Origin of the sequence: Methanoculleus oceani, assembly GCF_023702065.1 — an archaeon.
In the GTDB taxonomy this organism is placed as follows: Archaea; Halobacteriota; Methanomicrobia; order Methanomicrobiales; family Methanoculleaceae; genus Methanoculleus; species Methanoculleus oceani.
Window position 1 is genome coordinate 256,381 of sequence record NZ_QFDM01000001.1, and the last position, 25,701, is coordinate 282,081.

24 protein-coding genes are annotated in these 25,701 nt (G+C 62.8%); 13 read left to right on the plus strand and 11 right to left on the minus strand.

From position 1 onward, the window contains the following. Positions 1-19: 19 nt before the first annotated feature. Entirely contained in the window at positions 20-214 is a 195-nt protein-coding gene (locus DIC75_RS01310) for a YwbE family protein (protein ID WP_250986213.1), read from the plus strand. Between the two features lie 2 nt (positions 215-216). Here the strand turns inward: DIC75_RS01310 and DIC75_RS01315 are convergent, their stop codons facing one another. The 5 genes from DIC75_RS01315 to DIC75_RS01335 all read right to left on the minus strand — a co-directional run bounded on the left by DIC75_RS01315 (position 217) and on the right by DIC75_RS01335 (position 9,400). Further along, complete coding sequence (locus tag DIC75_RS01315) at positions 217-2,094, minus strand: sensor histidine kinase (protein WP_250986214.1); 1,878 nt, start codon at positions 2,092-2,094, stop codon at positions 217-219. A 210-nt stretch (positions 2,095-2,304) separates the two neighbouring features. Further along, complete coding sequence (locus DIC75_RS01320; RefSeq protein WP_250986215.1) at positions 2,305-4,197, minus strand: sensor histidine kinase; 1,893 nt, start codon at positions 4,195-4,197, stop codon at positions 2,305-2,307. Then, positions 4,194-6,086, minus strand: a complete 1,893-nt coding sequence (locus DIC75_RS01325; RefSeq protein WP_250986216.1) for a sensor histidine kinase — start codon at positions 6,084-6,086, stop codon at positions 4,194-4,196. The genes DIC75_RS01320 and DIC75_RS01325 overlap by 4 nt, the downstream gene beginning before the upstream one ends. 677 nt (positions 6,087-6,763) lie before the next feature. After that, positions 6,764-8,428: a thermosome subunit alpha gene (gene thsA / locus DIC75_RS01330; RefSeq protein WP_250986217.1), complete on the minus strand. Its 1,665-nt coding sequence runs from the start codon at positions 8,426-8,428 to the stop codon at positions 6,764-6,766. A 57-nt stretch (positions 8,429-8,485) separates the two neighbouring features. Further along, the gene (locus DIC75_RS01335; protein WP_250986218.1) at positions 8,486-9,400 is read right to left on the minus strand and encodes a transcriptional regulator; all 915 of its coding nucleotides are present in this window, start codon (positions 9,398-9,400) and stop codon (positions 8,486-8,488) included. Between the two features lie 48 nt (positions 9,401-9,448). On the opposite strand from DIC75_RS01335, the gene DIC75_RS01340 reads away from it, so the two are divergent. From DIC75_RS01340 to DIC75_RS01360, 5 genes are all read left to right on the plus strand, one after another. Further along, positions 9,449-10,729: a tRNA(Ile)(2)-agmatinylcytidine synthase gene (locus DIC75_RS01340; protein WP_250986219.1), complete on the plus strand. Its 1,281-nt coding sequence runs from the start codon at positions 9,449-9,451 to the stop codon at positions 10,727-10,729. A 573-nt stretch (positions 10,730-11,302) separates the two neighbouring features. Beyond that, positions 11,303-12,238, plus strand: coding sequence for a deoxyhypusine synthase (locus tag DIC75_RS01345; RefSeq protein ID WP_250986220.1), 936 nt, complete (start codon positions 11,303-11,305; stop codon positions 12,236-12,238). Further along, the gene (gene pyrF / locus DIC75_RS01350; RefSeq protein WP_250986221.1) at positions 12,235-12,870 is read left to right on the plus strand and encodes an orotidine-5'-phosphate decarboxylase; all 636 of its coding nucleotides are present in this window, start codon (positions 12,235-12,237) and stop codon (positions 12,868-12,870) included. Before DIC75_RS01345 ends, pyrF begins: the two co-directional genes overlap by 4 nt. 113 nt (positions 12,871-12,983) lie before the next feature. Then, positions 12,984-13,346 carry an anaerobic ribonucleoside-triphosphate reductase gene (gene nrdD / locus DIC75_RS01355; protein WP_250986222.1) on the plus strand — a complete coding sequence of 121 codons (363 nt, stop codon included), beginning with the start codon at positions 12,984-12,986 and terminating at the stop codon, positions 13,344-13,346. Then, positions 13,343-14,224, plus strand: a complete 882-nt coding sequence (locus tag DIC75_RS01360) for an adenosylcobinamide amidohydrolase (protein WP_250986223.1) — start codon at positions 13,343-13,345, stop codon at positions 14,222-14,224. Before nrdD ends, DIC75_RS01360 begins: the two co-directional genes overlap by 4 nt. 7 nt (positions 14,225-14,231) lie before the next feature. Here the strand turns inward: DIC75_RS01360 and DIC75_RS01365 are convergent, their stop codons facing one another. Continuing rightward, complete coding sequence (locus tag DIC75_RS01365; protein WP_250986224.1) at positions 14,232-14,426, minus strand: DUF1858 domain-containing protein; 195 nt, start codon at positions 14,424-14,426, stop codon at positions 14,232-14,234. A gap of 333 nt (positions 14,427-14,759) precedes the next feature. On the opposite strand from DIC75_RS01365, the gene DIC75_RS01370 reads away from it, so the two are divergent. After that, a complete protein-coding gene (locus tag DIC75_RS01370) occupies positions 14,760-15,986 on the plus strand; it encodes a nucleotide-binding protein (protein ID WP_250986225.1) in 1,227 nt (408 codons plus the stop codon). Further along, a complete protein-coding gene (locus DIC75_RS01375; RefSeq protein ID WP_250986226.1) occupies positions 15,983-16,549 on the plus strand; it encodes an RPA family protein in 567 nt (188 codons plus the stop codon). The genes DIC75_RS01370 and DIC75_RS01375 overlap by 4 nt, the downstream gene beginning before the upstream one ends. A gap of 301 nt (positions 16,550-16,850) precedes the next feature. On the opposite strand, the gene DIC75_RS01380 is transcribed toward DIC75_RS01375, so the two are convergent. The 3 genes from DIC75_RS01380 to DIC75_RS01390 all read right to left on the minus strand — a co-directional run bounded on the left by DIC75_RS01380 (position 16,851) and on the right by DIC75_RS01390 (position 19,028). Then, positions 16,851-17,597 (minus strand): recombinase family protein, encoded by a 747-nt coding sequence (locus DIC75_RS01380; protein ID WP_352151374.1) that lies wholly within the window; start codon positions 17,595-17,597, stop codon positions 16,851-16,853. A 92-nt stretch (positions 17,598-17,689) separates the two neighbouring features. Then, on the minus strand, positions 17,690-18,367 hold the full coding sequence (gene ribB, locus DIC75_RS01385; RefSeq protein WP_250986228.1) for a 3,4-dihydroxy-2-butanone-4-phosphate synthase: 678 nt from the start codon (positions 18,365-18,367) through the stop codon (positions 17,690-17,692). After that, a complete protein-coding gene (locus DIC75_RS01390) occupies positions 18,360-19,028 on the minus strand; it encodes a DUF120 domain-containing protein (protein ID WP_250986229.1) in 669 nt (222 codons plus the stop codon). Before DIC75_RS01390 ends, ribB begins: the two co-directional genes overlap by 8 nt. A gap of 121 nt (positions 19,029-19,149) precedes the next feature. Here DIC75_RS01390 and DIC75_RS01395 point away from each other — a divergent pair, with 121 nt between their 5' ends. From DIC75_RS01395 to DIC75_RS01410, 4 genes are read left to right on the plus strand one after another with little or no spacing between them, the layout of a single operon-like run. Continuing rightward, complete coding sequence (locus DIC75_RS01395) at positions 19,150-19,860, plus strand: helix-turn-helix domain-containing protein (protein ID WP_250986230.1); 711 nt, start codon at positions 19,150-19,152, stop codon at positions 19,858-19,860. After that, complete coding sequence (locus DIC75_RS01400) at positions 19,854-20,906, plus strand: hydroxymethylglutaryl-CoA synthase (protein ID WP_250986231.1); 1,053 nt, start codon at positions 19,854-19,856, stop codon at positions 20,904-20,906. Before DIC75_RS01395 ends, DIC75_RS01400 begins: the two co-directional genes overlap by 7 nt. Next, positions 20,903-22,063 carry an acetyl-CoA acetyltransferase gene (locus DIC75_RS01405; RefSeq protein WP_250986232.1) on the plus strand — a complete coding sequence of 387 codons (1,161 nt, stop codon included), beginning with the start codon at positions 20,903-20,905 and terminating at the stop codon, positions 22,061-22,063. The genes DIC75_RS01400 and DIC75_RS01405 overlap by 4 nt, the downstream gene beginning before the upstream one ends. Before the next feature lie 2 nt (positions 22,064-22,065). Further along, on the plus strand, positions 22,066-22,458 hold the full coding sequence (locus DIC75_RS01410) for a Zn-ribbon domain-containing OB-fold protein (RefSeq protein WP_250986233.1): 393 nt from the start codon (positions 22,066-22,068) through the stop codon (positions 22,456-22,458). Between the two features lie 527 nt (positions 22,459-22,985). On the opposite strand, the gene DIC75_RS01415 is transcribed toward DIC75_RS01410, so the two are convergent. Then, complete coding sequence (locus tag DIC75_RS01415; protein ID WP_250986234.1) at positions 22,986-23,903, minus strand: class I SAM-dependent methyltransferase; 918 nt, start codon at positions 23,901-23,903, stop codon at positions 22,986-22,988. 43 nt (positions 23,904-23,946) lie between these two features. Between DIC75_RS01415 and hmgA the strand changes: the two genes are divergently transcribed. Continuing rightward, the gene (gene hmgA / locus DIC75_RS01420) at positions 23,947-25,155 is read left to right on the plus strand and encodes a hydroxymethylglutaryl-CoA reductase (NADPH) (protein WP_250986235.1); all 1,209 of its coding nucleotides are present in this window, start codon (positions 23,947-23,949) and stop codon (positions 25,153-25,155) included. An 11-nt stretch (positions 25,156-25,166) separates the two neighbouring features. On the opposite strand, the gene rimI is transcribed toward hmgA, so the two are convergent. Then, entirely contained in the window at positions 25,167-25,631 is a 465-nt protein-coding gene (gene rimI, locus DIC75_RS01425; RefSeq protein WP_352151376.1) for a ribosomal protein S18-alanine N-acetyltransferase, read from the minus strand. Between the last annotated feature and the right edge of the window lie 70 nt (positions 25,632-25,701).

A 25,701-nucleotide genomic window follows, 5' to 3' on the forward strand; every position in this document is an offset into this window, starting at 1 on the left:
CCTCCCACTCATTCTGGTCATGAACGGACAGAACCGGGCCGCCATCCGTCCCGGCATGACGGTGGATATCGTGCTCAAACGCGACCAGCGGATCGGGAAGCTCACCCGCGGCGTTGTTGCCGAGATCCTGACCAACTCGTCCTTCCACCCTCACGGGATCAAGGTCCGGCTCCGGGACGGACAGGTCGGGCGGGTGCAGGAGATCGTCGGATAAGGTCACCCGGCCTTCCTGAGGGTGAACCGGATGGCCACCCCTTCCTCCGGCCGCCCCTCCACCCGGTCGTCCGCCCGGATCTTCCCGTCATACCGTTCGACGAGCATCCGGCAGATGTAGAGGCCAAGGCCTCCATTGCTTTTTCTACCGTTTTCACCGTAGAAGCGGGTGAACAGGCGTTGCTTCACCTCGTCGGCGATGCCAGGACCGCTGTCTTCGACCGAGACCAGGACTTCATCACCGCGCTCCTCGACCCGGATGGCGATCTCGACCGCCGGCCCGCCGAACTTCACCGCGTTGCCGATGAGGTTCGTGAAGATCTCGGAGAGGAGGTCGTCGGCGAGCACCGGGACGGCGGTCCCCGCGTAGGTGATCCGCACATCGGGGAAGTGCTCGATCTCCGCCCGAATAACGGGATCGAGAGCGACCGGGCCGAGGACGGCAGCCTCTTCACGGATCTGCCTGATGGTATTGACGTTTCGGATGATCTCGATGCTTTTCTTGAGGCTCTTCTGCACTTTCGCGGTGTAATTCCGCTCTTCCCCCTCGAGTTCTTCCATGAGGAGGTCCGTGTAGAGGCTGGCGGTGTTGATGGTGTTTCTGATATCGTGCGTCATGATATCCAGGTAGAGGTTTGCCTTTCCGGTCGACTCCTGCAGTTCTGCCGTGCGCGCCTCGACCTGTTCCTCCAGGTTCTCGCTGTACTCGCGGATCGTCTCCTCAGAGTCCTGGAGGCGGCTTATGGCAGCTTTGAGGTTCGCGACCATCGTGTTGATGCTCCGCTCGAGTTTCACGACTTCGCGTGTTGCCGAGAGCCGGACGGTGTGGTCGAGGTTTCCCTGCGCGATAACGTCGACGTCGTCGATGATCTCCTCGAGGGGGCGTGTGAGGCGGCGCGCTACAAGGAAGATGACCGCGCTCGAGAGAACGATTGCGAGGATTGCAACGACGGCGCGAGAGTAGAGCATCTGGTCGAGCTGGCTCTGTATGAGTCCCGTATCATAGGTCAGTTCGACGACGACGCTCGGGTCAGACGGATAGTCCGGGTCTTTCAGGTCGATGAAGAGGTACCGGATCCGCCTTCCGTGCTCATCCTGCACCGCGTAATCCGTTCTGCCGGGGATGATCGTCCCGGTGATGAGAGCCTGTGTTCGGGCATCGGCGGGATCGCCGCCCGCCTCGACGGGGTTGCCCCAGATATCGTAAACGCAGATCGAATCGAGGTACGGATTCAGGGCGACGAACTCCTGCGTGCTCTCCCGTGAGCGCAAACGGTTCCGTTCCTCCACGAATGCATCCGGCACGAGCCCGAGTTCGAGAAGGTAGCGGTGGTCCGGAGTGGGCATGTAGGCATACTTCCGGACCTGCCCGGTTGCGGGCTCGTACACCACACGGTCGGGGGAGAATTCGTGCCCAAGGCGCATCCGGGTGATCTCGGCATAGAAGTCCGGGTTCTCCTTGAAGTCGATGCCCCGGTCAGGAGGATAGGTGGTGTACTCGATTACTCCCGACGAGTTGATGACGTAAAGATCCATATCTCCTCCAAGCTCCTCTTTGATCGCCGGGAGGTCCATCTGCGACGGATCCCTTCCCGCCCGCCCATACTCCTCAAGAAAGAGCGAGAATCCTCTCTGCAGTCGCAGGTTGAGGGAATCGTCAAAGAGCTTGAGGCCGGTATCCGTGTCCACGATCGATTCCCTGATGCTCTTTTCGGTGACGCTCTGGAGGGTGGCGAGGTCGGAGGTCATCCTCTCTTCGGCCTGCATATAGTCGTAGACCGAGATGAGACCGATGGCGGGGATGACGATGAGAAGGATGGCTACGACAAGAGTAGGCGTAAACGGCCAGCCTTCCGGAACAGGTGTGCGGTCGCTCTTCATAGGTCACGGTCCTGCAGGGGACGGAGCGCGCGTTCGACTGGCCGGCGGATGCACGCCGGCCGTACCATCTGTACCGGATCGTGCTCGCTCCGCAGAACAGGGTTTTCCCATCTTAACGGGCACTAGTGGGCGTCTCTCCATCTAAAAATCTTCGCGATCAGGATAGGGTCCCGGGAGGGAGAGGGGGGCAGGCAGGGTGCGAGTGACCGTTTACTCCCCCGGCGCCTTCCGGAGCGTAAACCGGATGGCTGTGCCGCACTCCGGCCGCCCCTCCACCCGGTCGTCCGCCCATATCTTCCCGCCGTAGCGCGTAATGAGCATCCGGCAGATATAGAGGCCGAGACCAGCCCCCGCAAGCGCTCCTTCCCCCCTCCGGAAGCGGCGGAAGAGCGAGGCCTTCATCGCGCCGGGGATTCCCGGGCCGGTATCCTCGATCGAGACAAGTACTTCATCCCCGTGCTCTTCCACCCGGATGGTGACCTCGACCGCCGGCCCACCGAACTTCACCGCGTTGCCGACGAGGTTCGCAAGGACCTCAGAAAGAAGGTTATCGGCGAGGACTGTGACCTCTCGCCCCTCGTACCGGATCCGGGTCGCGGGGTGGTTCGCCACCTGTGCGCGGATCACCCGGTCGAGGTCCACCTGCGCCAACGCTGCTCCGTCCCCCCGGGCCTCGCGGAGGGTGGCGACGCAACCGATGATCTCCGAACTCTGCTCGAGCTGGGAGAGCATCTTTCTGGCCATCTCCTGCTGCTCCTCTTCGAGCGCATCGACAATGAATCGGGTGTATCCGATAGCGACGGTGTTTGCGTTGTTGATGTCGTGGACCATGATGTCCAGGAAGAGTGTTGCCGTCCTGTTGGACTCCTCGAGGTCGGCCGTCCGCTCCCGGACCAGATCCTGAAGCCGGGCGCTGTACTCCCGTGTTGCCTCCTCCGACTCCCGGAGGCGCCGGATGTTCCCTTTGAGGGAATCAATCATGGTACCGATGCTCTCCTCGAGACGGGTAAACTCCGTTCCTGTAGATACCCGGATCCGGTGGTCGAGATCCCCCCGGGCGATCCGATTGACGTCATCGACGATCGCCCGTATCGGGCGGGTAATCTGCCACGAAACCGGGACCGCGATGCAGCAGGCGATCATGCCCGCAAAGACCGCGAGGAGAATGTGGCTAAGCCGCATCTCCTCGAGCCGGGCGTCGAGGAGAGCGGTACTGTAGGTCAGTTCGACGACCCTGCTTGTATCCGACGGGTAGTCGGTAGCGGAGAGGTCGACAAGGATATACCGGGTGAACCTTCCTGCGGCCGGATCCGCTATCGTCCGATCCTGCTTCTCTTCAAAGACTCCCCGGGCAACGGAATTGATGATAGCAGGATCGGTCGGGCTCTCCGAATCGGTCGCGTTGATGAGCCTCCCGTAACAGTCAAAGATCCGGATGCTCTCGAGCGAAGGGTTCAATCGCATCAGGTCCTCTTTAAGGGTCTGGTACTTCGGATCGAACCGGCCGGTCTCGACCGTAGTGCAGATAAGCCCGAGCTCGAAGAGGTAGCGGTGATCGGGAGACGGCATGTAAGCGTACTTCCGCAACCGTCCGCTCGCCGGCTCAGCCAGGACCCGGTCCGCCGCGAACGCATCGCCGGACAGGATCTCCGTGATCCGGTCGTAGAAATAGGGGATCTCCCTGAAATCAAGGCCGAGATCCGGGGGATAAGTAGTGTACTCGATGATACCGCTCTCGTTGATGATGTAGATGTCCATCTCTCCCCCGAGCTCCCCTTTGACGCGGGAGAGGTCCATCATCCCCGGGTTTCTTCCCGCCCGCTTGTACTCGGCAAAGACCGGGTCGAATCCCTCCCGCATCTGGCGGTCCAGCGTGCTGTCGAAGAGTTTCAGGCCCGCATCCACGAGCTGTATCGATTGAATGACGCTCTTCTCCGTCTGCTCCCGGAGCAGGCCTTCCTCGGCGATCAGAGCCTCCTCGACCTGCCGGTAGTCCATGGCCGAGATCAGCCCGATCACCGGGAGCGTTATCAGGAGCATGACGAGCACCAGATGTGTGCTGAAACGACGAGGCTTCCTGCCGGTACCGTCCGTCGCCGTCATGGGCTGCTTCCCTCCCCGGCCTTTGGGAGCGTAAACCGGATGGCCGTGCCGCACTCCGGGCGCCTCTCCACCCGGTCGACCGCCCGGATCTTCCCGCCGTAGCGTTCGATGAGCATCCGGCAGATGTAGAGCCCGAGCCCGGTCCCGGCGCCCCTGCCGGTCCCGCGAGCAAGTCGCTCGAAGAGACGAGGTTTGAGAACATCCGGGATCCCCGGCCCGGTATCTTCGACCGATACCAGGACCTCGTCGCCGTGCTCTTCCACCCGGATGGTGACCTCGACTGCCGATCCGCCGAATTTCGCCGCGTTCCCGAGCAAATTTGCAAAGACCTCGGAGAGGAGATCGTCGGCGAGCACGCTGACCGTGGTGCCGGCGTAGGTTATCCCGGTGATGGAAGAGCGCTCTATCTCACGCCTTACGAGGGGATCAAGATCGACCGGTTCAGGATGCCGTACCCCCCCCTGGATATGCTGGATGGTGTTGACGTTCCGGACGATCTCCATGCTCTTTGCGAGCCCCATCTTCGCCTTCCGGATCAGTTCGGCCTCGGGCTCTCCCTCGAGGTCGGCGAGGAGGAGGTCCGCGTAGAGGCTTGCGACGTTGTTGGCGTTGTTGATGTCGTGCCCCATGATGTCCAGGTAGAGTGTTGCCATCCGGTTGGACGCCTCAAGGTCGGCTGTCCGCTCCCGGACCTGGTCTTCGAGAGTATGGCTGTACCGGACGAGTTCCTCCTCCGACTCCCCGAGCCTCCGCATGGTCTCCTTTAAGGATGCGACCACTCGCCGCACACTCTCCCCGAGATGCACGAACTCCTCGTCCCCCCCCACCCGTATGGGGTGAGAGAGGTCCCCGCGGGCGACGGCGTCGACGTCCTCGACGAGGGTGCGTATCGGTCGTGTCAGGTGATGCGCGGCGAGGGCCGAGAGGCAGCCGATGCAGAGGAACGCGATGAGCAGGACACTCGTATGGTGGTCGAGTATCCCGGCGAGTTTTGTCTCTGCGGCCTTCGTATTGCAGGTCAGTTCAACAACCATGCTCATATCCGATGCGTAATTGCCGTCCGTCATATCGATGAAGAGGTACCGGGTCAGTTCGCCTGCGGTGGTGTTCTCCACTTCAAGCGTGGTCCTCTCCCGGTAAGCCTCTCTGACCATGGCCAGCCGGCGATCGTCGTCGGGATGCTCCTTGCCGGTGATCCGGGTGCCCAGACAGTCGAAGATCCGGATCTCCGTGATGTCCGGGTTCAGGCTCACCAGTTCCCCGACCATATCCCGGTACTTCAGCTCCGCGCGGTACCGCTGAAACTCAGACTCCACCAGGCCGAGCTCGAAGAGGTAGCGGTGGTCGGGAGAGGGCAGGTACGCATACTTCCGGAGTTCGCCGGTGGAGATCTCTGCGACGACCCTGTCGGCCGAGAAGACGTTCCCGAGCCGGATCGCCGTGATCCGGTCGTAAAATGAAGGGATCTCCTTAAAGTCGTACCCCAGATCGGGGGGATAGGTGGTATACTCGATGATACCGCTCTCGTTGATGATGTACAGGTCCATCCTGCCCCCGAGCTCCCCCTTGACCCGAAGGAGGTCCATCTTCGATGGGTCCCTGCCCACGCGCTCGTATTCTGCGATAAACGGATCGAAACTTTCCCGCATCTCGTGGTTTAAGGTGTTGTCGAAGAGTTTCAACCCGGTGTCCACCAGGTTCATCGAGAGGGCTATTCCGGACTCGGTCTGGCTCCGGGATTCTACAGCATTCTCTTCCAGTTCCTGCCTGACCGCCGCAGAATCGATGAACGAGAGCAGGCAGACGACAGGGGCCATCGCGAGCAGGATGGCGGCCAGGAGATAGAGCATGAGCGGCAACGACGGCCTTACAACTCTCTTTACCGTCATTTGGGTATCCTCTCCGCTCTTCATGCGTTACCTTCCCGGGGATGGAACGGTTCCTCAATGAGGGATATATCTGTAGCTATATAGTATGAACGATTTTAACGCGAACTTATGAATTTGAACAATTCATTTCGTCTGAAGATACCGTAGAAGGCAGCAGAACACTCTTTCTGCAAACCCGTGCTGAGAAAAAGGATCTCCGCGACTGGCGGGAACGAAGAGAGCGGCAGGAGCGGAGTTCGAGCACCGGAGGTGCGAGTCGCGACGTTCCGATAGTCGCGACGTTCCGATAGGAGCGGAGTTCGAGCACCGGAGGTGCGAGTCGCGACGTTCCGATAGGAGCGGAGTTCGAGCACCGGAGGTGCGAGTCGCGACGTTCCGATAGGAGCGGAGTTCGAGCACCGGAGGTGCGAGTCGCGACGTTCCGATAGGAGCGGAGTTCGAGCACCGGAGGTGCGAGTCGCGACGTTCCGATAGGAGCGGAGTTCGAGCACCGGAGGTGCGAGTCGCGACGTTCCGATAGGAGCGGAGTTCGAGCACCGGAGGTGCGAGTCGCGACGTTCCGATAGGAGCGGAGTTCGAGCACCGGAGGTGCGAGTCGCGACTGTGGACACAGGACAAAAAAGAGAATGCCGGGACCGGATCGCGGCCCCGGACGTATCGTGGACGGTACGGTGATCTTACATCGGGGGCATGCCCATGCCGCCCATGCCGCCACCCATGCCTCCGCCCATGGCAGCCATCTCCTCAGGAGAGGGGCCGGCGGACTTGGACGAGGCGATGACGTCGTCGATCCGGAGGATCATGACGGCGGCCTCGGCGGCGCTGGAGACTGCCTGGGTCTTCACCCGCAGGGGCTCGATGACACCGGCCTTGAGCATATCGCCCGATACGGCGTTGAAGACGTCAAGTCCCATGTACTTTGCGTTCTTGCCACCCTTCTCGTGGGCTGCGCGGAGGGCGACGAGCATGTCGATCGGGTCGAGGCCCGCGTTCTCGGCAAGCGTCCTCGGGATGATCTCGAGCGCGCTTGCAAACGCCTCGATGGCGAGCTGGGCACGTCCGCCGACACTTGCGGCGTATTCGCGGAGCCGGAGGGAGAGTTCGATCTCGGGCGCACCGCCGCCGGCAACGAACTTCTTGTCCTCGATGGCAACGCTGACGACCCGCAGGGCGTCCTCCATGGCACGGTCGAGTTCGTCGACGACGTGCTCGGTACCACCGCGGATGATGATCGAGACGGCCTTCGGGTTCTCACACTCGGTGACGAAGATCATCTCTTCGCCGGAGACCTTCTTCTCCTCGACGCTGCCCGCCTTGCCGAGTTCCTCGGGGGCGATGGCGTCGATGGAGCTGACGACCGAGCCGCCGGTGGCGCGGGCGAGTTTCTCCATGTCGCTCTTCTTGACACGCCGCACGGAGAAGATGCCGGCCTTGGCGAGGTAGTGCTGGGCGATGTCGTCGATACCCTTCTGGCAGAAGAGGACGTTTGCACCGCTTGCGATGACCTTGTCGACGATGCCCTTGATCATCCGCTCCTCTTCATCGAGGAACATCTGGAGCTGGTCGGGGCTCGTTATGCTGATCTCGGCGTCGACCTCGGTCTTCTTGAACTCGACGGCGGCGTTCAGCAGCAGGATCTTCGCGTTCTTGACGACGCGGGGCATGGCGGGGTGCACACGCTCCTTGTCGATGATCATGCCCTCGACGATCTCGGACTCCTCGATGGACCCGCCGACCTTCTTCTCGACCTTCACGAACTCGGTGTCGACGGTACCGTCGGCGTCTGCGACCATCGTGATCGCCTTGACGACAAGTTCGGTGAGTTTCTCCTTTGCGGCCTCGGCGCCCTTGCCGGTCATGGCGGTGTCGGCAATCTTCTGGAGCATCGCCATGTCGTCGGGCTTGATAGCGACGGCGATGTCGTCGAGGATCTCCTGTGCCTTATCGGCGGCCATGCGGTAGCCGTGGGCGATGACCGTAGGGTGCACGTCCTGGTCGAGGAGGTCCTCGGCACGCTTCAGGAGTTCGCCTGCGATCACCACCGCAGTCGTGGTGCCGTCGCCGACCTCGTCGTCCTGGGTCTTTGCGATCTCGACCATCATCTTTGCAGCCGGGTGCTCGATATCCATCTCTTTCAAGATGGTCACACCGTCGTTCGTGATGACGACGTCGCCGATGGTGTCGACGAGCATCTTGTCCATACCCTTGGGGCCGAGCGTCGTCCTTACAGCGCTTGCGACGGCCTTTGCGGCTGCGATGTTGCCCGACTGTGCGTCACGACCGCGGGTACGCTGGCTACCCTCTTTCAGAATAAAGATTGGTTGTCCTCCAAGACTTGACATAGGTATCACCGTTGTTAAGCGATAGAAAGGTAGGTTTGTAGTTCTATATAAACCTATTCACTCATTTATCATATCTATGAGTTCCGAGCCGTCTTCGAGGGTGTGGAGATGCTCTTCCCCGATAAGGAGGGTTTTGCCGATTTTTTTCTGCTTTTTGTAATCCGTGACGACGCACACTGCAAACGTCTTCGTGATCTGGGAGATGTTGCCGATGAGAGAAGCGCGCTTTACAATCTTCTGGGAGGTCCCGTAGGCCGTCAGGATTGTATGCCTATCAAAGAGCGCCAGCGCCTGGAACGGAGCCTGCCGCATCGCGTGGATCTCCATTCCCATGCGTTCGAGATCGACCAGGACGTCGCCGGTAGTGGACTCCGGAGGCTTCTCCGGCTCGGGTGAGCGGTAGCCGACGAGCTCGATCGTCTCGACGAGCGGGGCATTGAAGAGCTCCTCGAGCTTGATGGCGACATCGAGCGTGGTCCCCATCCCGCTCTCGTACTTGCTGATAGTCCGGCGGGAGACCCCGAGGTGCGACGCGAGGTCCCCGAGCGACATCCGGGATCGCTCCCGCACCTCCCGCAGGAGGTCGCCTTTGATCTTCACGTAAAGACCGCCCGGGGATGCGTAGACCATCGGCGAGAGGCCTTCCACGAAGTAGTCGTAGAGCGTCTCGGGGCTGAGGGCGAAGAGCCCGTAGCGGATGTAGACGACGCCGCGCTCGAGGGCCGCATCGCGCGCCCGCTCTCCGACGATGAGAGGGGTGGCCTGAAGGTACCGGGCGATCAGGTTGAGGTCCCAGGCGATGTCGGCACTCACGCTGTCGATGTGAGAGGCGACTTTGATGATGACGAGGTTGTCGCCTTTCTTCGCGATAAGGTCGAAACTCCGCGGACGGATGTTGCACCGCTCCGAGACGTCGAAGTCCGCGAGAAGCATGATGCTGATGACCATCTGAGGAAGGCGATCCTGCGACATAACCCGTAAGAATCGATATAGCCGGAGAACGATATAAACTAGAGGGTTATGTGGATCGGGATCGACGACACGGATTCTCCTGCGGGGATGTGCACCACGTATATCGGGGCGGTTCTGGTGCGGCAGCTCGAGCGAGCAGGGATCCGTGTCGTCGAAGCCCGCCTGGTCAGGCTGAACCCGAACGTCATCCACAAGACCCGGGGGAACGCGGCGATCTGCATCGAGGCCGAGGGGGATGCGGACGCGGCGTTCGCCCTCGCCTCTACGTGTGTCGAAGCGCTCGCGGAGTTCGACGCCGCCGGGACCAACCCGGGGGTGGTGGTCTCCCGTATCCGGCCGCCGCCGGACTTCTACTACGCGGCGCTCCGGGAGTTCTGCACCGTGGACGAGGCCGTCGAGGTGCTCGAGGCGGCCGGGGCCCGCTACCGGGGCTACAAGAACCGGCGCGGCCTCATCGGCGCAACGGCGGCGGTTGCGAGCGATCTGCCCGACCGGACCTACGAACTGCTCGTCTACCGGAAGCGGGAGAACCGGGGCACCCCCCGGCAGGTGGACCGCGGGAGCCTCTTCTCTGCCGAGGAGACGACCTACCCCCACACCTGGGACACGGTGGACAGGGAGAACGACGTGGTGGTCTGCGTGCCCCATACCCCCGACCCGGTCCTCTTCGGGATCCGGGGGGAGAGCCCGGCATGGGTAGAGGAAGCACGTGCCCATGTCCGCTCCGAGGAGCCGGCCTGCGAACAGGTCTACGTCACCAACCAGGGGACGGACGCCCACCTGGTTCCGGGGACGGTCGGGATGCTCCGGGAGGGGCGGTCCTACCTGGTGCGGGGCACGGTCGCGAGTTCCCCGGCCACCGGGCCGGGCGGCCACGTCTCGTTCCTTCTTTCGGACGAGGGCGATGAGATCCGGTGCATGGCCTACGAGCCGACCAAGGGGTTCCGGGACGTCGTGAGGAAACTCGTTCCAGGGGACGTGGTGGCCGCGGCCGGGAGTTACAAGGGAGGGAGCCTCAACCTCGAGAAGATCGGGGTCTCTCATCTTGCCGATGCGATCCGCATCCGCCCGCCGGTCTGCCCGGCCTGCGCAAAAAGGATGACGAGCGCGGGAACAGGAAAAGGATACAAGTGCAGGGTCTGCGGCGAGCGCAGCCGGGAGCCGGAGATCGAGCGGATCGAGCGGCAGCTCAAGCCCGGGTGGTACGAGGTCCCTCCCACCGCCCGCCGGCACCTCGCACGGCCGCTGGTGCGCGGCGTCCCCGTGTGGGAGCAGGCCCTGCTCCAATCGGGCCGGGAATGCGACCGTCGTCCCCGCAAGCAACCGTGACCCCGTGGGGTGCAGAACCAGGGGCCCTTCCCCACCACGTCAATCAAATAAAGTTTACAAAAAAAGATTTATAATGTTTGTGCGTTAACTTATCCCAGGTGATCCCGTGCCGACTATCAGCGGCGAGAGCGCACGTCCTCTGGCCTGTCCGCCCGCAACGGTGCCAACCCCGGGAGGACAGAGTTCACCCGGAGGCTGTACGGACTCGCGGTCGAGTATGCACGGAACGGAGAGGAAGGTAGCCCTCTGGATGCTCTTCTGTTTCCGGCCCGAAAGTCCGCTCTTCCAGAGATGGTCCGGTATATCCGGACCCCCCGACACGGCGGGACGAGTGGGATCATCCCGTGTCGAATAACCAGTCATCCCCTGTCTGGCAGCGGGAGCCCGACCCTCGGGTTCCCGCAACGTTTCAATTTTTCATGCGGCGGCTCTCTCGGCGGGGTTTCTGAGTTGCGATCTGCGGGACGTCGGGGATTCGGTTGCCGTGGACGCACACCGTGACGCACTCACGAAAAGACGATCCATTATCGTGCATGAATACCAACACCTCTCAAGAGCTGGTGTAACACTATCATGACCTTCAAGTATGGGGATGCGGTACAACAGGCACGGGTGCGGCCGGGGATGACGGTCGGCGAACTCGTCGATGAACTCGGGAAAGCCGGGGCTTACAACGGGGGATCCCTCTGGCAGGCGGTCAACATCTACGAGCGGATGCTCCGTGACGAGAAGGCGCTGAAGTTCTTCGGCCTCTCGGGCGCCATGGTGCCCGGCGGCATGGGCGGCATCGTTTCCGACCTCATCGGGCGCCGACATATCGACGTGCTCGTCTCGACCGGGGCGAACCTCACCCACGACGTCATCGAGGCGATCGGCTGTCACCACTACCACGGGACCTGTGAGGTCTCCGATACCGAACTCTGCGAGGAGGGGATCAACCGGATCTACGACATCTTCCTCCCGAACGATGCCTTCATCCTGTTCGAAGAGTTCATGCAGGACGTCTACTCGTCCCTCCCGGAAGGCTCGACGGTCTCGATCTCCGATCTCCTCAACCGGATCGGCAGCCGGCTTGACTCGGGGATCCTCGCGGAAGCGGCAAAGGCCGGGGTGCCGGTCTACTGCCCGGCCATCCAGGACTCGATGATCGGACTGCAGTACTGGCTTTTTTCGCAGACGCACAGGGTCACGGTCAGCGCGTTCGACGACATGCCCGGGCTGCTTGATCGGTGCTTTGAGGCCGAACGGGCCGGCACCATCCTTGTCGGCGGCGGCGTCCCGAAGAACTACATCCTGCAGAGCAAACTGATGACCGAGAGCGGGTTTGACTACGCGGTGCAGCTCACCGGCGACCGGCCGGACCTCGGCGGCCTCTCGGGCGCGACGCTCGACGAGGCCCGCTCGTGGGGCAAGCTCACCGGGGAGGCCACCGCCGCGACGGTCTACGGCGACGCGACCATCAACCTGCCGCTCCTCGTGGCCGCAACTCTGGAGAGGCTGGAAGAATGACCGAGCTTATCCTCTCTCTGGACGTGCTCGACCGGAAACGGGCGGTGCAGATCGCAGAGTCCTGTGCACCCTTCATCGACGAAATCAAGGTCGGCTACCCTCTTGTCCTCTCGGCCGGCCTATCTATCGTCGAGGACCTTGCCGGGCTCGGCCTGCCGCTCATCGCCGACTTCAAGGTCGCGGATATCCCCAACACCAACCGCCTCATCTGCGAAGCGGTCTTTGCCGCCGGGTTCGATGCCGTGATTGCCCATGGGTTCGTGGGAGCCGATGCCGCGAGGGCCTGCGTCGAGGTGGCGCACAACCACAGCGGGGCGGCGTACATCGTCGCCGAGATGAGCCATCCCGGGGCGACCGAGTTCTTCCATGGTGGTGTGGCCGAAAGCCTCGCGGAACTCGCCGTCGCCTGCCGGGCCGACGGCATCATCGCCCCCGCCACCCGCCCGGAACGGATCGCACGGCTCCGGGAGATCGTCGGCGAAAAGGCGATCTACTCCCCCGGCGTGGGGGCACAGGGCGGCGACCCCGACACGGTGGCACGGCTGGTCGACGGGGTCATCGTGGGCAGGAGCATCTACGAGGCAGAGGACCCGGCGGCCGAAGCCGAACGCTTCTCCCGCATCCGCCGGTGATGAGTTCTCCGTTCCGATCCTTTGGGAGATGACGAACCCTATGAGTGGTCTGAGGCGGATGCGGCTCACCCCGCATCTGAAGAGTTATATATTCTCTCGCAGATACTGGTATCATGAACTGGAGCCACGAACAGCAGAAACTGGCAGAAAGATACCGGAGCCTCGACGAAATCCCCGTAGACGAGCGGCGGTACAAGTGCCACACCTGCCACTTCGTCGTGGACGAAACCCCCTGCCCCCACTGCGGCGAGACCTCGCTTGAGGTCATGTGCCCGCTCGACCACTGCGACTGCCACCACTCCATAGTCGAGAGTATCGAGTACTGTCCGCTCTGCGGCCATGCCGTCTGCCCGGAGTGCGGGAGCCACGACGTCGTGCAGATCAGCCGGGTCACCGGGTACCTCCAGGACGTTGCAGGCTGGAACGCGGGCAAGCAGCAGGAATTGAAAGACCGGGTCCGCTACTCCGTCGTATGAGATATTTTGTCAGGGACGAGACTCTTTTTCTTCGCGGCCGGTTCCGGGCGGCGAGCACCGGCATCAACGGTGGTATCGCCGACGTCACGACGGTCTTGAACCACACGGTGCCGCACGACTTCGAGGATGACCCGTCGCGTCACCTCGACCTCCTCGCCGCCCGGCATGGCCTTTTCAAGGATTGTTTCGGGCTCATGACGGCGGTCAATATGCGCCACCTCTGCGTGCTCCAGTACGACTTCATCACGGTCTTCATCACCGCCGGGGTGACCAACCCGACGCCGCCCCCCGCTCCGCACACCATCAACATCATTGCCTACAGCAGGGAAGGGATGGTCGACGCGGCGCTCCTCGAGACGATCGTCACCGCGACGGGGGCAAAGGCCCAGGCGCTCCACAACCTCGGATACGATTTTCCCGGGACCACCACGGATGCGGTCGCCGTCGCCTGCGAGCGCGACGCCGCCATTGCACACACCTATGCCGGAACCCTGACCGAGGTCGGCCGGCGGGTCCATGCGGCCGTCCTCTACGGGGTCCCGGAGGCTCTCGCACGATACGAAGGCAAGGTCCGGCGGAACGAGCCGTCGTTCTTCATTTACAGCCGCTACGGCGGCGATCACTGGGTGGAGTGGCAGAAGGAGGGCTGCCCCTACTACCCCTGCCACTTCCCGGGACAGCGGTGCGACTACTGCTACTGCCCCTGTTACCCCTGCGCAGACGAGGAACTCGGGGAATGGGTCGAAAGTTCGAACGGCGGCAGGGTCTGGGGGTGCGCAAGGTGTACGCTCCTGCACGTCCCGGAGATCGCAGACTACATGAAAAGAAATCCGGAGGCCGCTCTCGCCGAGCTCAAGCGCCTCAGGGACCGATTATAATCGAGTTTTATGCCTCGGCGACGCCGAGGGCGGAGAGCATCTCTTCGAGAGGAATGCCGTGAGCCTGGGCGGCTTCCCGGATTGTTTCGTTATTTGCGATGGCGCAGCCGAGGCAACCCATTCCGAACCGGAAGAGTACCTGTGCCGATTCGGGCTTCTCCCGAAGGAGGTCCGCGATTGTACTGTCCGCAGTTAATACCATGCAGCTGATGTTGTCCCTGCCCCTATATATACGTTCAAGGATCGGGTGCAGGGAAGCCCTGATTCGACCGCGGACTCCAGAACGATGCATCCGCCTGCCCCCGCTTGTTCGGGCAAGCCCGCCGGATTCATATACCCATCCTCCCCGGCAGGGAGGCGCCTTCGGGCAGTGGAGAGATACACCCGGCGTGAAGGCGGGGACAGGGCGCTGCTGCCGCACTTTCCGCAGCCCGGCCGCACCGGGAGGCTTCCGGAGGGAATCCGGGATCACTTTCACATCGCGGGCCGAGTCTTAATACCCTGATGAGGAGAAGTACAGACTGGAGATGTAAGTATGAACCTATCTGAGGTAACAGAGAGAATCTCCCGGAAACTTGAAGCGAAAGGCGCACAGCCCGATCGGCAGAAGATCGAATCACGCCTCCGCCGTCTCGCGGAGGAGTTCGGTGTCAACATCGACGAGGCCGAGCGGACGGTGACGGCCGATCTCGCCCGCGAGCTCAACATCACCGGTGTCGGGAACACCTCCACCGAACTCCGCCCGATAAGCGGGATCGTCCCCGGAGAGTGGGTGACGATCGAGGGAAAGATCGTTGCCCTGACCCCGCCGGTGTCACCCTCGATCGCGCAGAGCGGGATCATCGCCGACTCGAGCGGCGCCATGCGTTTTGTCGCCTGGGCCCGGGCGAACGCCCCTGCGATGGAGTACGGCCACTGGTACCACATCGAGTCCGCGGTCGTCGACGAGTACAAAGGCACACCCAACCTGAAGATACACTCGGGCACCACTATCTCCCGTATGGAGAAGGATGCTCCGCTCCTCCCCTCGATCACGCCGGTTGCCGAGCTGAAGCCCGGCGTGGGGAGCGTGCGGGCCAAGGTCATCCAGGACTGGGAAGTCTCCCACGATCGGATGCTCCAGACGGGGCTCCTCGGCGACGAGACCGGCACCATCAAGTTCGTCATCTGGAAAGAGGATACGAAGGAGAAGCTGGAACTCGATGCCGTCTACAACATCTTCTACGCCACCGTCGACGAGTACAACGGCAGGCTCTCCCTCGCCCTGAACACCGCGATGTACATCACGGATGAGGGCGATATCGAGGTCGGGCGAAACGAGACCGAGGTCCAGGGGGCTCTCGTCCACGTCGCTCCCGGCTCGGGCCTGATCAAGCGCTGCCCCGTCGAGGGATGCAACCGGACGCTCTCCCGGCAGAACTACTGCCCGGTGCACGAGATCCAGCCCGAGTTCCGCTACGACCTCCGCTTAAAAGCGGTTCTCGACGACGGCATACGTGCCAGGAATGTCCTGATGCAGCGCGATATCGTCGAAGCCCTCGCAGGGATCACCCTCGATGAGGCCGTTTCTATCGCGGAGACGAACCCGCTCGGCATGGACGAGATCTTCTACCGCATCCGGAACGCGGTGCTCGGGCGCTACTACACCTGCGCGGGGAACGAGTTCGGCGGCAGGCTGCTCGTCAACTCCTGCGCCCCGATCACGTTCAAGCCCGAGGAACTGGCTGCATTGCTGAACCGGGCCGGGGGTGAGGCGGCATGAAACCCCAGAGCGCATTCGAACGCGAACCGGCACGCAGGGTCTTTGCATCCGAGCTCCGGGAGACCCGCTACCAGTTCAAGGACGGCGAGGACGAGAAGAGTCCGACCTACGTCATCCTCCCGAGCGGCATCCGGAGCAACCGTATCTTCATCGTCGGGACCCTCACGGAGAAGCAGCGGCAGGGCGACCAGAACGTCTTCTACCGCGGAAGGGTGGTCGACCCGACGGGCACCTTCTTCATCATGGCCGGGTCCTACCAGCCCGAGGCGATGCAGCAGCTTGCCCGGATCGAGCCGCCGGCGTTTGTCGCCGTTGTCGGGAAGCCGAACCTCTACACGACCCAGGACGGGAACTGTCTGGTCTCGGTCCGCGTGGAATCGATCTCGGTCGTGGACCGCGATACCCGCGACCTCTGGGTGCTGGATACCGCCCGCGAGACCCTGGACCGGCTCGACGCGTTCGGGACCACCGAAGACTCGAAGAAGGCCCAGGAGGAGTACGGGACGCAGCCGGACGTCTACAAGAAGATCGTCTACGACGCTCTCTCCCAGGTGCAGCTGTAGAGCCGGGCTCTACCTCCGAAAAATCCTTTTTTTTGACGGAACCGCCATTCTTCTCTCCCCGGACAGACACGGACGCTGCTGTCCATCATTCTCGCAGCCAGCAGGTCCGGACCACAGGCGGGATTCGGACACGGTAAAACAGTGCATCTCTTCACCGGAGGTGCGGTGCCGGGCATGACGATGGGGGGCGGTCATACCCGGGATCGACCCGCGTATGCCGGAGCAACACCAGAAGCCGGCTTCGAGGAGATCAATCGACAAAAAAGATGGTTCCCGAAGGGGCAAAACGGCCGGGAAACATCTACTCCTTCGGCTCCCCCTCCATCTCCCCGGCGGGCTCCTGCCGGGCGCCCTTCCATTCCCCCTTCAATTCCGGGTAGTCCGCGAGGATCTTGCTGACCGTGCTCCTGCTGACGTCGAACATCCTGCAGATCTGGCTGATGCTCGTCCCGGCCTGCCGGATCGTGAGGAGGGCCTCGACCTGACCCTCGTTGAGCGCTTTCGGCCTCCCGATGGGGCGTCCGTCCTCTTTCTTGGTCTTCTTGGACACCGGCGGGGCGGTCTTCCGGGCGCTCTCCCGGTACTGGTCCATAAACGCGGCGAAGTTGCCGATGGCCTCTTTCCGGAGCTCCGGGTCGTCCCGGAACCCGAAAAAGTCGTTATTCACGCAGTAAACCGTGTATTGGTCGTTTAAAGTTTTGAGTGTCGCAAGCCCGGCGTCCATATCCCTGGCAAGACCCGCAAGGTCGTAGATGACGATCTCGGGACAGTTATTGGCGGCACAGTAATCCAGCATCTCAACAAAGCCCTTTCGCTTCTCCGGGGGCGTTGCATTTGCCCGGTGGTCATGGAAGATTTCAACAATCTGAAACCGATATTTGCAATAATTCTCGACTTCATTCTTTTGTGCTGCGAAATCTCCCTTCTTTCTCGTATTCAAGTATGCCACAGCAGCTCTTTTCATCCGTTTATGATGCCGTATAATCATATATATTGCTTTTGAAAAAGCATGCCCGACGCCTTTTTGCGGCACGATGGAAGATCCCATGCATATTCCCGCTCCCTGCGGACAATGTGCAAAAAGGTTCTCCGGACATATTCTCCGGAGGCAGAACCTGCGGGGCGAAAAAGAGGGAACTGTTATTCTTCCGGTCTCCCGGACTCCCACCGGTCCAGCACGTCTTTCCCCTCGATGAAGACGAGCCCGTGCTTTCTCGCATACTCCATCGCACCCTCCTTGGAGAGTGCAAATCCCGTCTCGTCGTCCAGCATCTCGCAGATCGTGACCGCCGGGGTGACCCCGGCCATGGCGGCAAGCGCGATCGAGAGTTCGGTCTGCCCGCGCCGCTCATCGAGCAGCCGGTCGGCGGCCCGGAGGAGCGCCATATGGCCCGGTGTCCGGAAGTGTGCTGCAAAGTCGTGCCCGCCGCCGTTGAGCGACCGCTTCACCTCTTCCGCTACGGCCGTGACCGTCAGAGCACGGTCACGGTCCGTGACCCCGGTATAGGTCTCCCGGTGGTTCACCCAGAGGGAGAACGACGAATGGTTCTTCGGATCGTAAGGCACTTCGCCGTCCTTCTCGACAAGGCTGCAGGCACGCAGAACGTCGTGCGCAAACGGCAGACCGAGCCTCTTTGCCGCCTCCGGGTGAACCGCCGTGCAGATCAGTCCGCCCCCGTCTTTACGCATCTGCCGGATGTGGGCAGGCGTGACCGCATCTGAACGGATCGCGAAATCCGTCTCGCGCTCCCGGTTGTCAAAGTCGTACAGCAGGACGAATTCGCCCCTCGCGAGGGCCTGTATGGCTGCATCAATCATGGGTAATCTCCACCTCGATCGTATCGTTATCGTTTAAGTTCAGGGCTTTGCGGAGTTCGCACCCGGCGATGACCTCGACGATGTCCTCCGGGTAGTGGGTGCGGGAAGGCACGACTATCGCGCATTTATGGCCCCTGATCCGGCAGGGAAGGACCCTGGCCCCACCGAACGTCCGCTCATCGGCAGTAAACCCGGGAATATCGATCCAACCGGCATGGTCGAGCTGCTTGCGGACCTCAATGCTCGCCGCATCGAGCCTGATGTTCAGGGTTCCGGGGAAGGGTTCGAACCCGAGGCACCCACCGAACTGCTCCTTGTAGTGGGGGATGCTCATGTAGTAGCGCCCTTCCCCGAGCCCGCTGATCACGGTTCCGGCAAGGGTATACTGCCTGCGTTCCGGGTTGAAGATCCTGACGTAATCCGCATACTCCCGCTTCAGCGCCTGCTCGCCCTCCCGGGTGACGGCGACGTACTGGCCGTCGGGCTTCATCGACCGGACGACGAACTGCTGCCGCTCAAGGGCGATCAGCCGCCGCGAGGCGGTCTGGGGGCTGATCCCGAGCTCGTTCCCGAGCGACTGCGACGAGAGCCAGATCGGGCCCCGGCACCCGCCGAGCAGGGCGATCGTCTTCAAGGACTGCAGGTCTTCCGCTTCAACCATCATACCATAATTGAGATGCATACTATATACGGGTTGCGCAAAAATCCCGATGGATGGATCTTCGTGAAATGTCGATGTGGTATACGCTAATTTTTTAAGTCGAAGTGTTAACAGTACCTGCATGAAATCCGGAGTGCGGCATCAGCTTGCCGAGAAAATGGCAGGAGAGATCACACTTTCGGACTCACCGGGACAGGCCCTCAAGAAGTGGCGGCAGAGTTTCAGCATCCCCCAGGGGCTGCTCGCCGAGCGTCTCGAGGTCTCTCCCTCCGTTATCAGCGATTACGAAAGCGGACGGCGAAAAAGTCCGGGAACCGCCATCGTCGGCAAGATCGTCGATACGATCCTCTCGATCGACGAGGACAACGGTAGCCGGTTCATCAACAAATTTGCAAAAATTCTGTACAGTGAGTTCGACGAAGACGTCATCTACGACATCCACGAGTATGCATCCCCCGTGGCTCTCTCCGACTTCGCCGGAGTCATCGAAGCCACGACGCTCTGCGGCCCGATGGACCAGACCGTCTACGGCTATACGGTGATCAACAGCCTCAATGCGATCCTCCAGCTCTCTTCGAGCGAGTTCAACCGCATCTACGGCTGGAGCACGGAGCGTGCCCTCATCTTCACCGAGGTCTCGACCGGGAAGTCCCCCATGGTGGCGATCCGGGTCACGCCCTTCAAGCCCCGCTGCGTGGTGCTGCAGGGTATCAGCCCGGGAGAGGTGCACCCGATCATCCCGGGCCTTGCGGAGCGCGACCGGATCACCGTACTCTGCACGCAGATGGATGTCGAGACGATCATCAGTTCACTACGAGGAAAGGCATGGTAGGCATTTATTCATACGGCGTATACATCCCGCGATACCGGATAAAAGTCCCGGAGATCGCCCGGGTATGGGGTGCCAACGCAGACGACATCACCCGGGGTCTCGGTGTCTTTGAGAAGTCCGTCCCCGATCTCGACGAGGATACCGCAACGATCGCCGTCGAGGCGGCCCGTGCCGCCCTCCGGCGGAGGGAGATCGATCCCGAGGCGATCGGGGCCATCTACGTGGGAAGCGAATCACACCCCTACGCGGTCAAGCCCACGGCCTGCACGGTCGGCGAGGCAATCGGGGCGACCCCCAACATGACCGCCGCAGACTACGAGTTTGCGTGCAAAGCAGGAACAGCGGGCATCCAGACCTGCATGGGCATGGTCAAGAGCGGGATGATCCCGTTCGGGATCGCCATCGGTGCGGATGTGGCACAGGGCGCTCCCGGCGACGCGCTCGAGTACACGGCGGCAGCCGGCGGGGCGGCGTTCGTCATCGGCGACGGGGAGACCATCGCCGATATCAACCGGACCTGCTCCTACACCACCGACACGCCCGACTTCTGGCGGCGCGAAGGACAGAACTACCCCCGCCACGGCGGGCGGTTCACCGGCGACCCGGGCTATTTCAAGCACGTCCAGGGCGCCGCCCGGCTGATGCTCGAGCAGGCGGGCACGATCCCGAAGGACTACGACTACGCCGTCTTCCACCAGCCCAACGCGAAGTTCCCCCAGCGGGTGGCAAAGATGCTCGGGTTTACCGACGAGCAGATCCGACCCGGCCTCGTCGTCCCGAGGCTCGGCAACACCTACTCGGGGGCATCGATGATCGGGCTTGCGGCTACGCTCGACGTGGCGAAACCAGGCGATCGGATCTTCGTCACCTCGTTCGGTTCCGGGGCCGGGAGCGACGCCTTCGACATCACGGTCACCGATGCCATCGAGTCCGGGGAGTTCGACCGGGCGGCGGCGCCGAGCGTGGAGAAACTGCTCGCAAACCCGACTTACCTCGACTATGCACTGTATGCCAAACACAAGGGAAAGATCGTGATGCAGAAATGAGAGACGTAGCAGTAATCGGAGTCGGGTGCACGGAGTTCGGGGAGCACTGGGGCACATCGTTCCGCGACCTCTTCGTCAAGGCGGGGGCGCTGGCGCTCGATGATGCCGGGGTCACCGGCGAGAACATCGACGCCCTCTACGTGGGGAACATGAGTGCCGGGCGATTCGTCGAGCAGGAGCACATCGGTGCCCTGATTGCGGACTATGCCGGGCTCGCGACCAACCACGTCGCCTCGACCCGGGTGGAAGCGGCCTGCGCCTCCGGCGGGCTTGCCTTCCGGCAGGCGGTTATCGCGGTCGCAAGCGGCATGGAGGATATCGTCGTCGCCGCGGGCGTCGAGAAGATGACCGATGTCGGAACCGGGGCGAGCGTGGACATGCTCGCGAGCGCCGCGGACCGCGAGTGGGAAGGGTTTGCCGGGGCGACCTTCCCCGGGCTCTACGCGATGATCGCGACCGACTACATGCACCGCTACCCCCTCACCCGGGAGCAGCTCGCACAGGTCGCGGTGAAGAACCACGAGAACGGCGCAAAGAACCCGATCGCCCAGTTCCAAAATCGTATCACGGTCGATACGGTGCTGAACTCATCGCTGGTCGCCGACCCCCTGCGGCTCTTCGACTGCTCGCCGATCACCGACGGGGCGGCGGCGGTCGTCGTGGTCCCGCTCGAACGCGCCCGCGAGTTCACCGATTCGCCGGTGCGGGTGCTCGCAAGCGCCCAGGCGAGCGATACCATCGCGCTCCACGACCGGCGGGACATATCCACCCTGGACGCCTCGGTCGCCGCAGGCAAGCGGGCGTTTTCGCAGGCAGGCCTCACCCACAGGGATATCGACATGCTGGAGGTCCACGACTGCTTCACGATCGCCGAGATCTGCGCGATCGAGGACCTCGGGTTCTGTAAGAAAGGCGAGGCGGGGAGACTCACCGCGGAAGGGGCGACGGCCCTCGGCGGGGAGATCCCGGTGAACACGAGCGGCGGCCTGAAGGCCTGCGGCCACCCGGTCGGTGCGACCGGGATCAAGCAGGTCTACGAGATCGTCAACCAGCTCCGCGGCGAGGCCGGGGCCCGGCAGGTGGACGCGGAGATCGGTATGGCCCACAACGTGGGCGGCACCGGCGCGACGGTCGTCGTGCACATCCTGGGGGCCTGAAGATGTCGGTATCACGGTTCTGGAGAAAGATTCCGCAGCGCTACAACCTCATCGGGACGCAGTGCACGACCTGCGGGCGGCACTTCTTCCCGCCCCGGTCGCTCTGCCCCGATTGCCGGAGGAGCGGCGAGATCGTCGACCACAAGTTCATTGGCAAGGGAACGGTCGTCACCTACACGGTGATCCGGTCGGCAAGCGATCAGTTCGAGCACACTACCCCGTATGTCCTTGCGATCGTAGCACTCGACGAGGGGCCGAGGCTCACCACCCAGGTTGCCTGCCTCCCCGAGGAGGCGAAGATCGGGATGCGGGTCAAAAGCGTCTTCCGCCGGGTGGCGGCGGACGGCGAGAGCGGCACCATCCACTACGGCACGAAGTTCGTGCCGGCGGAGTAGCCCTTTACTCTTTTTGGGGTCTCACGCAAGAGGGACTCCATCACTATCCCTCCATTGGCGATTCATGCGGAGTTCGGGAGAGGGTTGTTGGCAGTTCCCTTCGCACCTGACGGTGCTCAAGCTCCGTTCCTGCGGACAGTCGTTCTCCGGAGCGTCGTCCCTCGGTATTATGCTCCTGCTCTTCGAACCTGTTGATTCCCTGTGGCTACATCTGGCACGGATTCCGTGGGGGAATCGCCATGAGGGGAGGGGCTGACGGGGAGGGGGGCTTGCCCCCTCGAAACCCTCCGGGTTTCTCATGCTCACTCCGTTCGCACTCCCCATTGTCCCCACCCCCGCGATGCGATATCCAATGGAAATCGGTTGATGGGATAGCGAGATTGCGACTAGTTACAGAGCAGGAACACAAGAAATCGTTAAACTTCGAGAGGGGCTTTCACGTCCGCTATGTTCGTATTTTCTCCCACCAGGGATCAAGACGCGAGTTCCAGATAGGGAAGCCCTGGCAAACCCTGATCTGGAAACCCTCACTTCTTCTCCACCACAATATCATACACCGCGTGCCACTTCCCCGGCGAATAGGTCCTGACCTGCCGCTCGGCGATCTCGCCGCCGGTCACCGCCCGAATCAGGGGGAGATACTCCCCCTCCCGCTCCTCGAGCGCGTAGAGGTGGATCGTCCCGCCGTCCCGGCAGAGCGCGGCGGCCGCCGGGAGGAACTCCGGCGCGGCGAGGGGGAGGTTCATGACGACCCGGTCGAAGGGAACAAACCCGATCCGGGGAAGGTGGGCGGCGTCGGCGAGCATCGGGATGACGTTTGTCGCCCGGTTGAGCGCGATGTTGTGGACCAGGAGGTGGACCGCGGCGGGGTTGAGGTCCGCGGCGACGACGAGAGCGGCCCTGTGGGCAAGGGTGATCGCGAACGGCCCGACCCCGGCGAACATATCGAGGACCCGCTCCCCCTCCCCCATCGCCTCGAGGACCCGCTGCCGCTCGGTCGAGAGCCGGGCCGAGAAGTAGGCGAGGGCAAGGTCCACGTCGAAGGAGAGCCCGTACTCGGTCACCCGGGTGCGGGTGGAGGGAACACCCGCAAGGACGGAGAACCGGCGGGTGCGGTACTCCCCCTCGACCGCGGTCTGGGGGAACAGCACCGTCTCGAGCGACGGCCGGGAGGCGAGCAGCCGCTCTGCGCCTTCCGGATCGTTCTCCTGCATGATGGCGATCCCGCCCACGAGCTCGTGGCGTGGGAGAACGGCCTGCTCCGGCACCGCCTCGAACTCGCACCGGACGGCGCCCGGGACCTCCTCCGTCACCGGGAAGAGGACCGCATCGCCCTCGGGGCGCGGCCTGAAGTTCCGGTCGAGGAGCCCTTCTTCAAGCAGCCGGCGCCGAGTCTGCTCGGCCTCTCGCTTCGGTACCGCAAGGCACCACTGTTCTTCTCCCACATCGACCACCAGCCATCTTTAGGTATGAGTTCTCATACTATTCATGGATGAGTATATCGGGAGGCTGAAAGACGGCTCCCTCAAACTCTACGCGCTCGAGAAAGAACTCCCGCCCGAGGAGGCCGTCCGGGTGCGGCGGGCGTTCGTCGAGGGCGAGACCGGCACCGCCCTCCACGCGGTGGGGTCGTTTACGATCGGGATCGAGCGGGTGGTGAAGCGCAACATCGAGAACATGATCGGCGCCGTACAGGTGCCGCTCGGCGTTGCGGGGCCGCTTCCCGTGAGGGGCGAGTACGCCGCCGGGTCGTATTACCTCCCCCTGGCCACGACCGAAGGGGCGCTCGTCGCCTCGGTGAACCGCGGATGCTCGCTGATCGGCCGGGCGGGGGGCGCGGACGTGCGGATCATGCGGGATGGGATGACCCGGGCGCCGGTCTTTGCCGCCCGCGACGTCGTCCATGCCCGGGACGTTGCTGCCTGGGTGGAGGGGCACGTCGCCGAGATCCGAAAGGTAGCGGAGAGCACCACGAAACACGGGGAGTTCCTCGACGCCGTCACCTACGTTGCCGGGACGAGCGTCTTCGTCCGGCTCGAGTTCGACACGAAGGACGCCATGGGCATGAACATGGTGACGATAGCAAGCCAGAAGGTGGGCGAACTCATCGAGCGTGAGACCGGGGCCCGCCTCGTCGCCACCTCCGGGAACATGTGCACCGACAAGAAGCCGGCGGCGATCAACCTGGTCCGGGGCCGGGGGAAGACCGTGGTCGCGGGGGTGCGGCTGACCGACGCGATGGTCGCCGACCTCTTGAAGACCGATGCGGAGACGCTCATCGAGGTCAACTACAGGAAGAACCTTGTGGGCTCGGCCCGGGCGGCCTCGTTCGGGTTCAACGCCCATGCCGCAAACGTCGTCGCCGCGATGTTCATCGCCTGCGGGCAGGACCCCGCCCATGTCGTCGAGGGGAGCACCGCGATCACCACCGTCGACCGGGTGGACGGCGGCGTCTACGTCTCGGTCACCCTCCCCTCACTCCCGGTGGGGACGGTCGGCGGCGGCACGGGGGTCGATACCCAGCGGGAGTGCCTGGAACTCCTCGGCGTCGCGGGTGGTGGCGACCCGCCGGGAGCTCATGCAAAGGCATTAGCGGAGATCGTGGGGGCGGGGGTGCTCGCCGGCGAGCTCTCCCTCCTCGGCGCCCTCGCGGCCCAGCACCTGGCCCGGGCCCACCAGGAGCACGGTCGGGGATAACACAATCCCCCTTAGAAACGGAACCACTTCATCATGACCAGGGCGTCTTCATCGTTTGCGTAATAGGAAGCGATATGTAAGACCACCCGGTAGCCGAGACGGCGATAGAACTCCTGCGCCCCGGCGTTGGTGATCCGGACCTCCAGCTGGACTGCGCTCGCGCCTAAAACGGCATACTCCTGCTCCAGGCGGCGGATGAGGTGCTGCCCGATCCCCCGGCGCCGGTACCCGGGGGCGACCGCGAGGTTCATGATGTGCCCGTACACCTCTTCCCCGGTGTCCTCAACGCCCCCCGCGACGAAGCCGGCCAGGTCCCCGTTGTCTTTAGCCACAAAAAACGTCTCCGGGTAGTAGGCAAGCGACTCCTGGAGCGTCCTCTCGTCCCAGGGGTCGTCGAAGGCCGACCTCTCGATGGCAACTATCTGCGGAATGTCTGCAGGCTGTGCCCGGCGAATGGTGAGTTGAAGCGGCATCATAGTTACCGGTCTCCCCCTTGTGGAGTGCCTTATCTAATATAGTGTCAGGGGACAAAATAGTAGGCACATA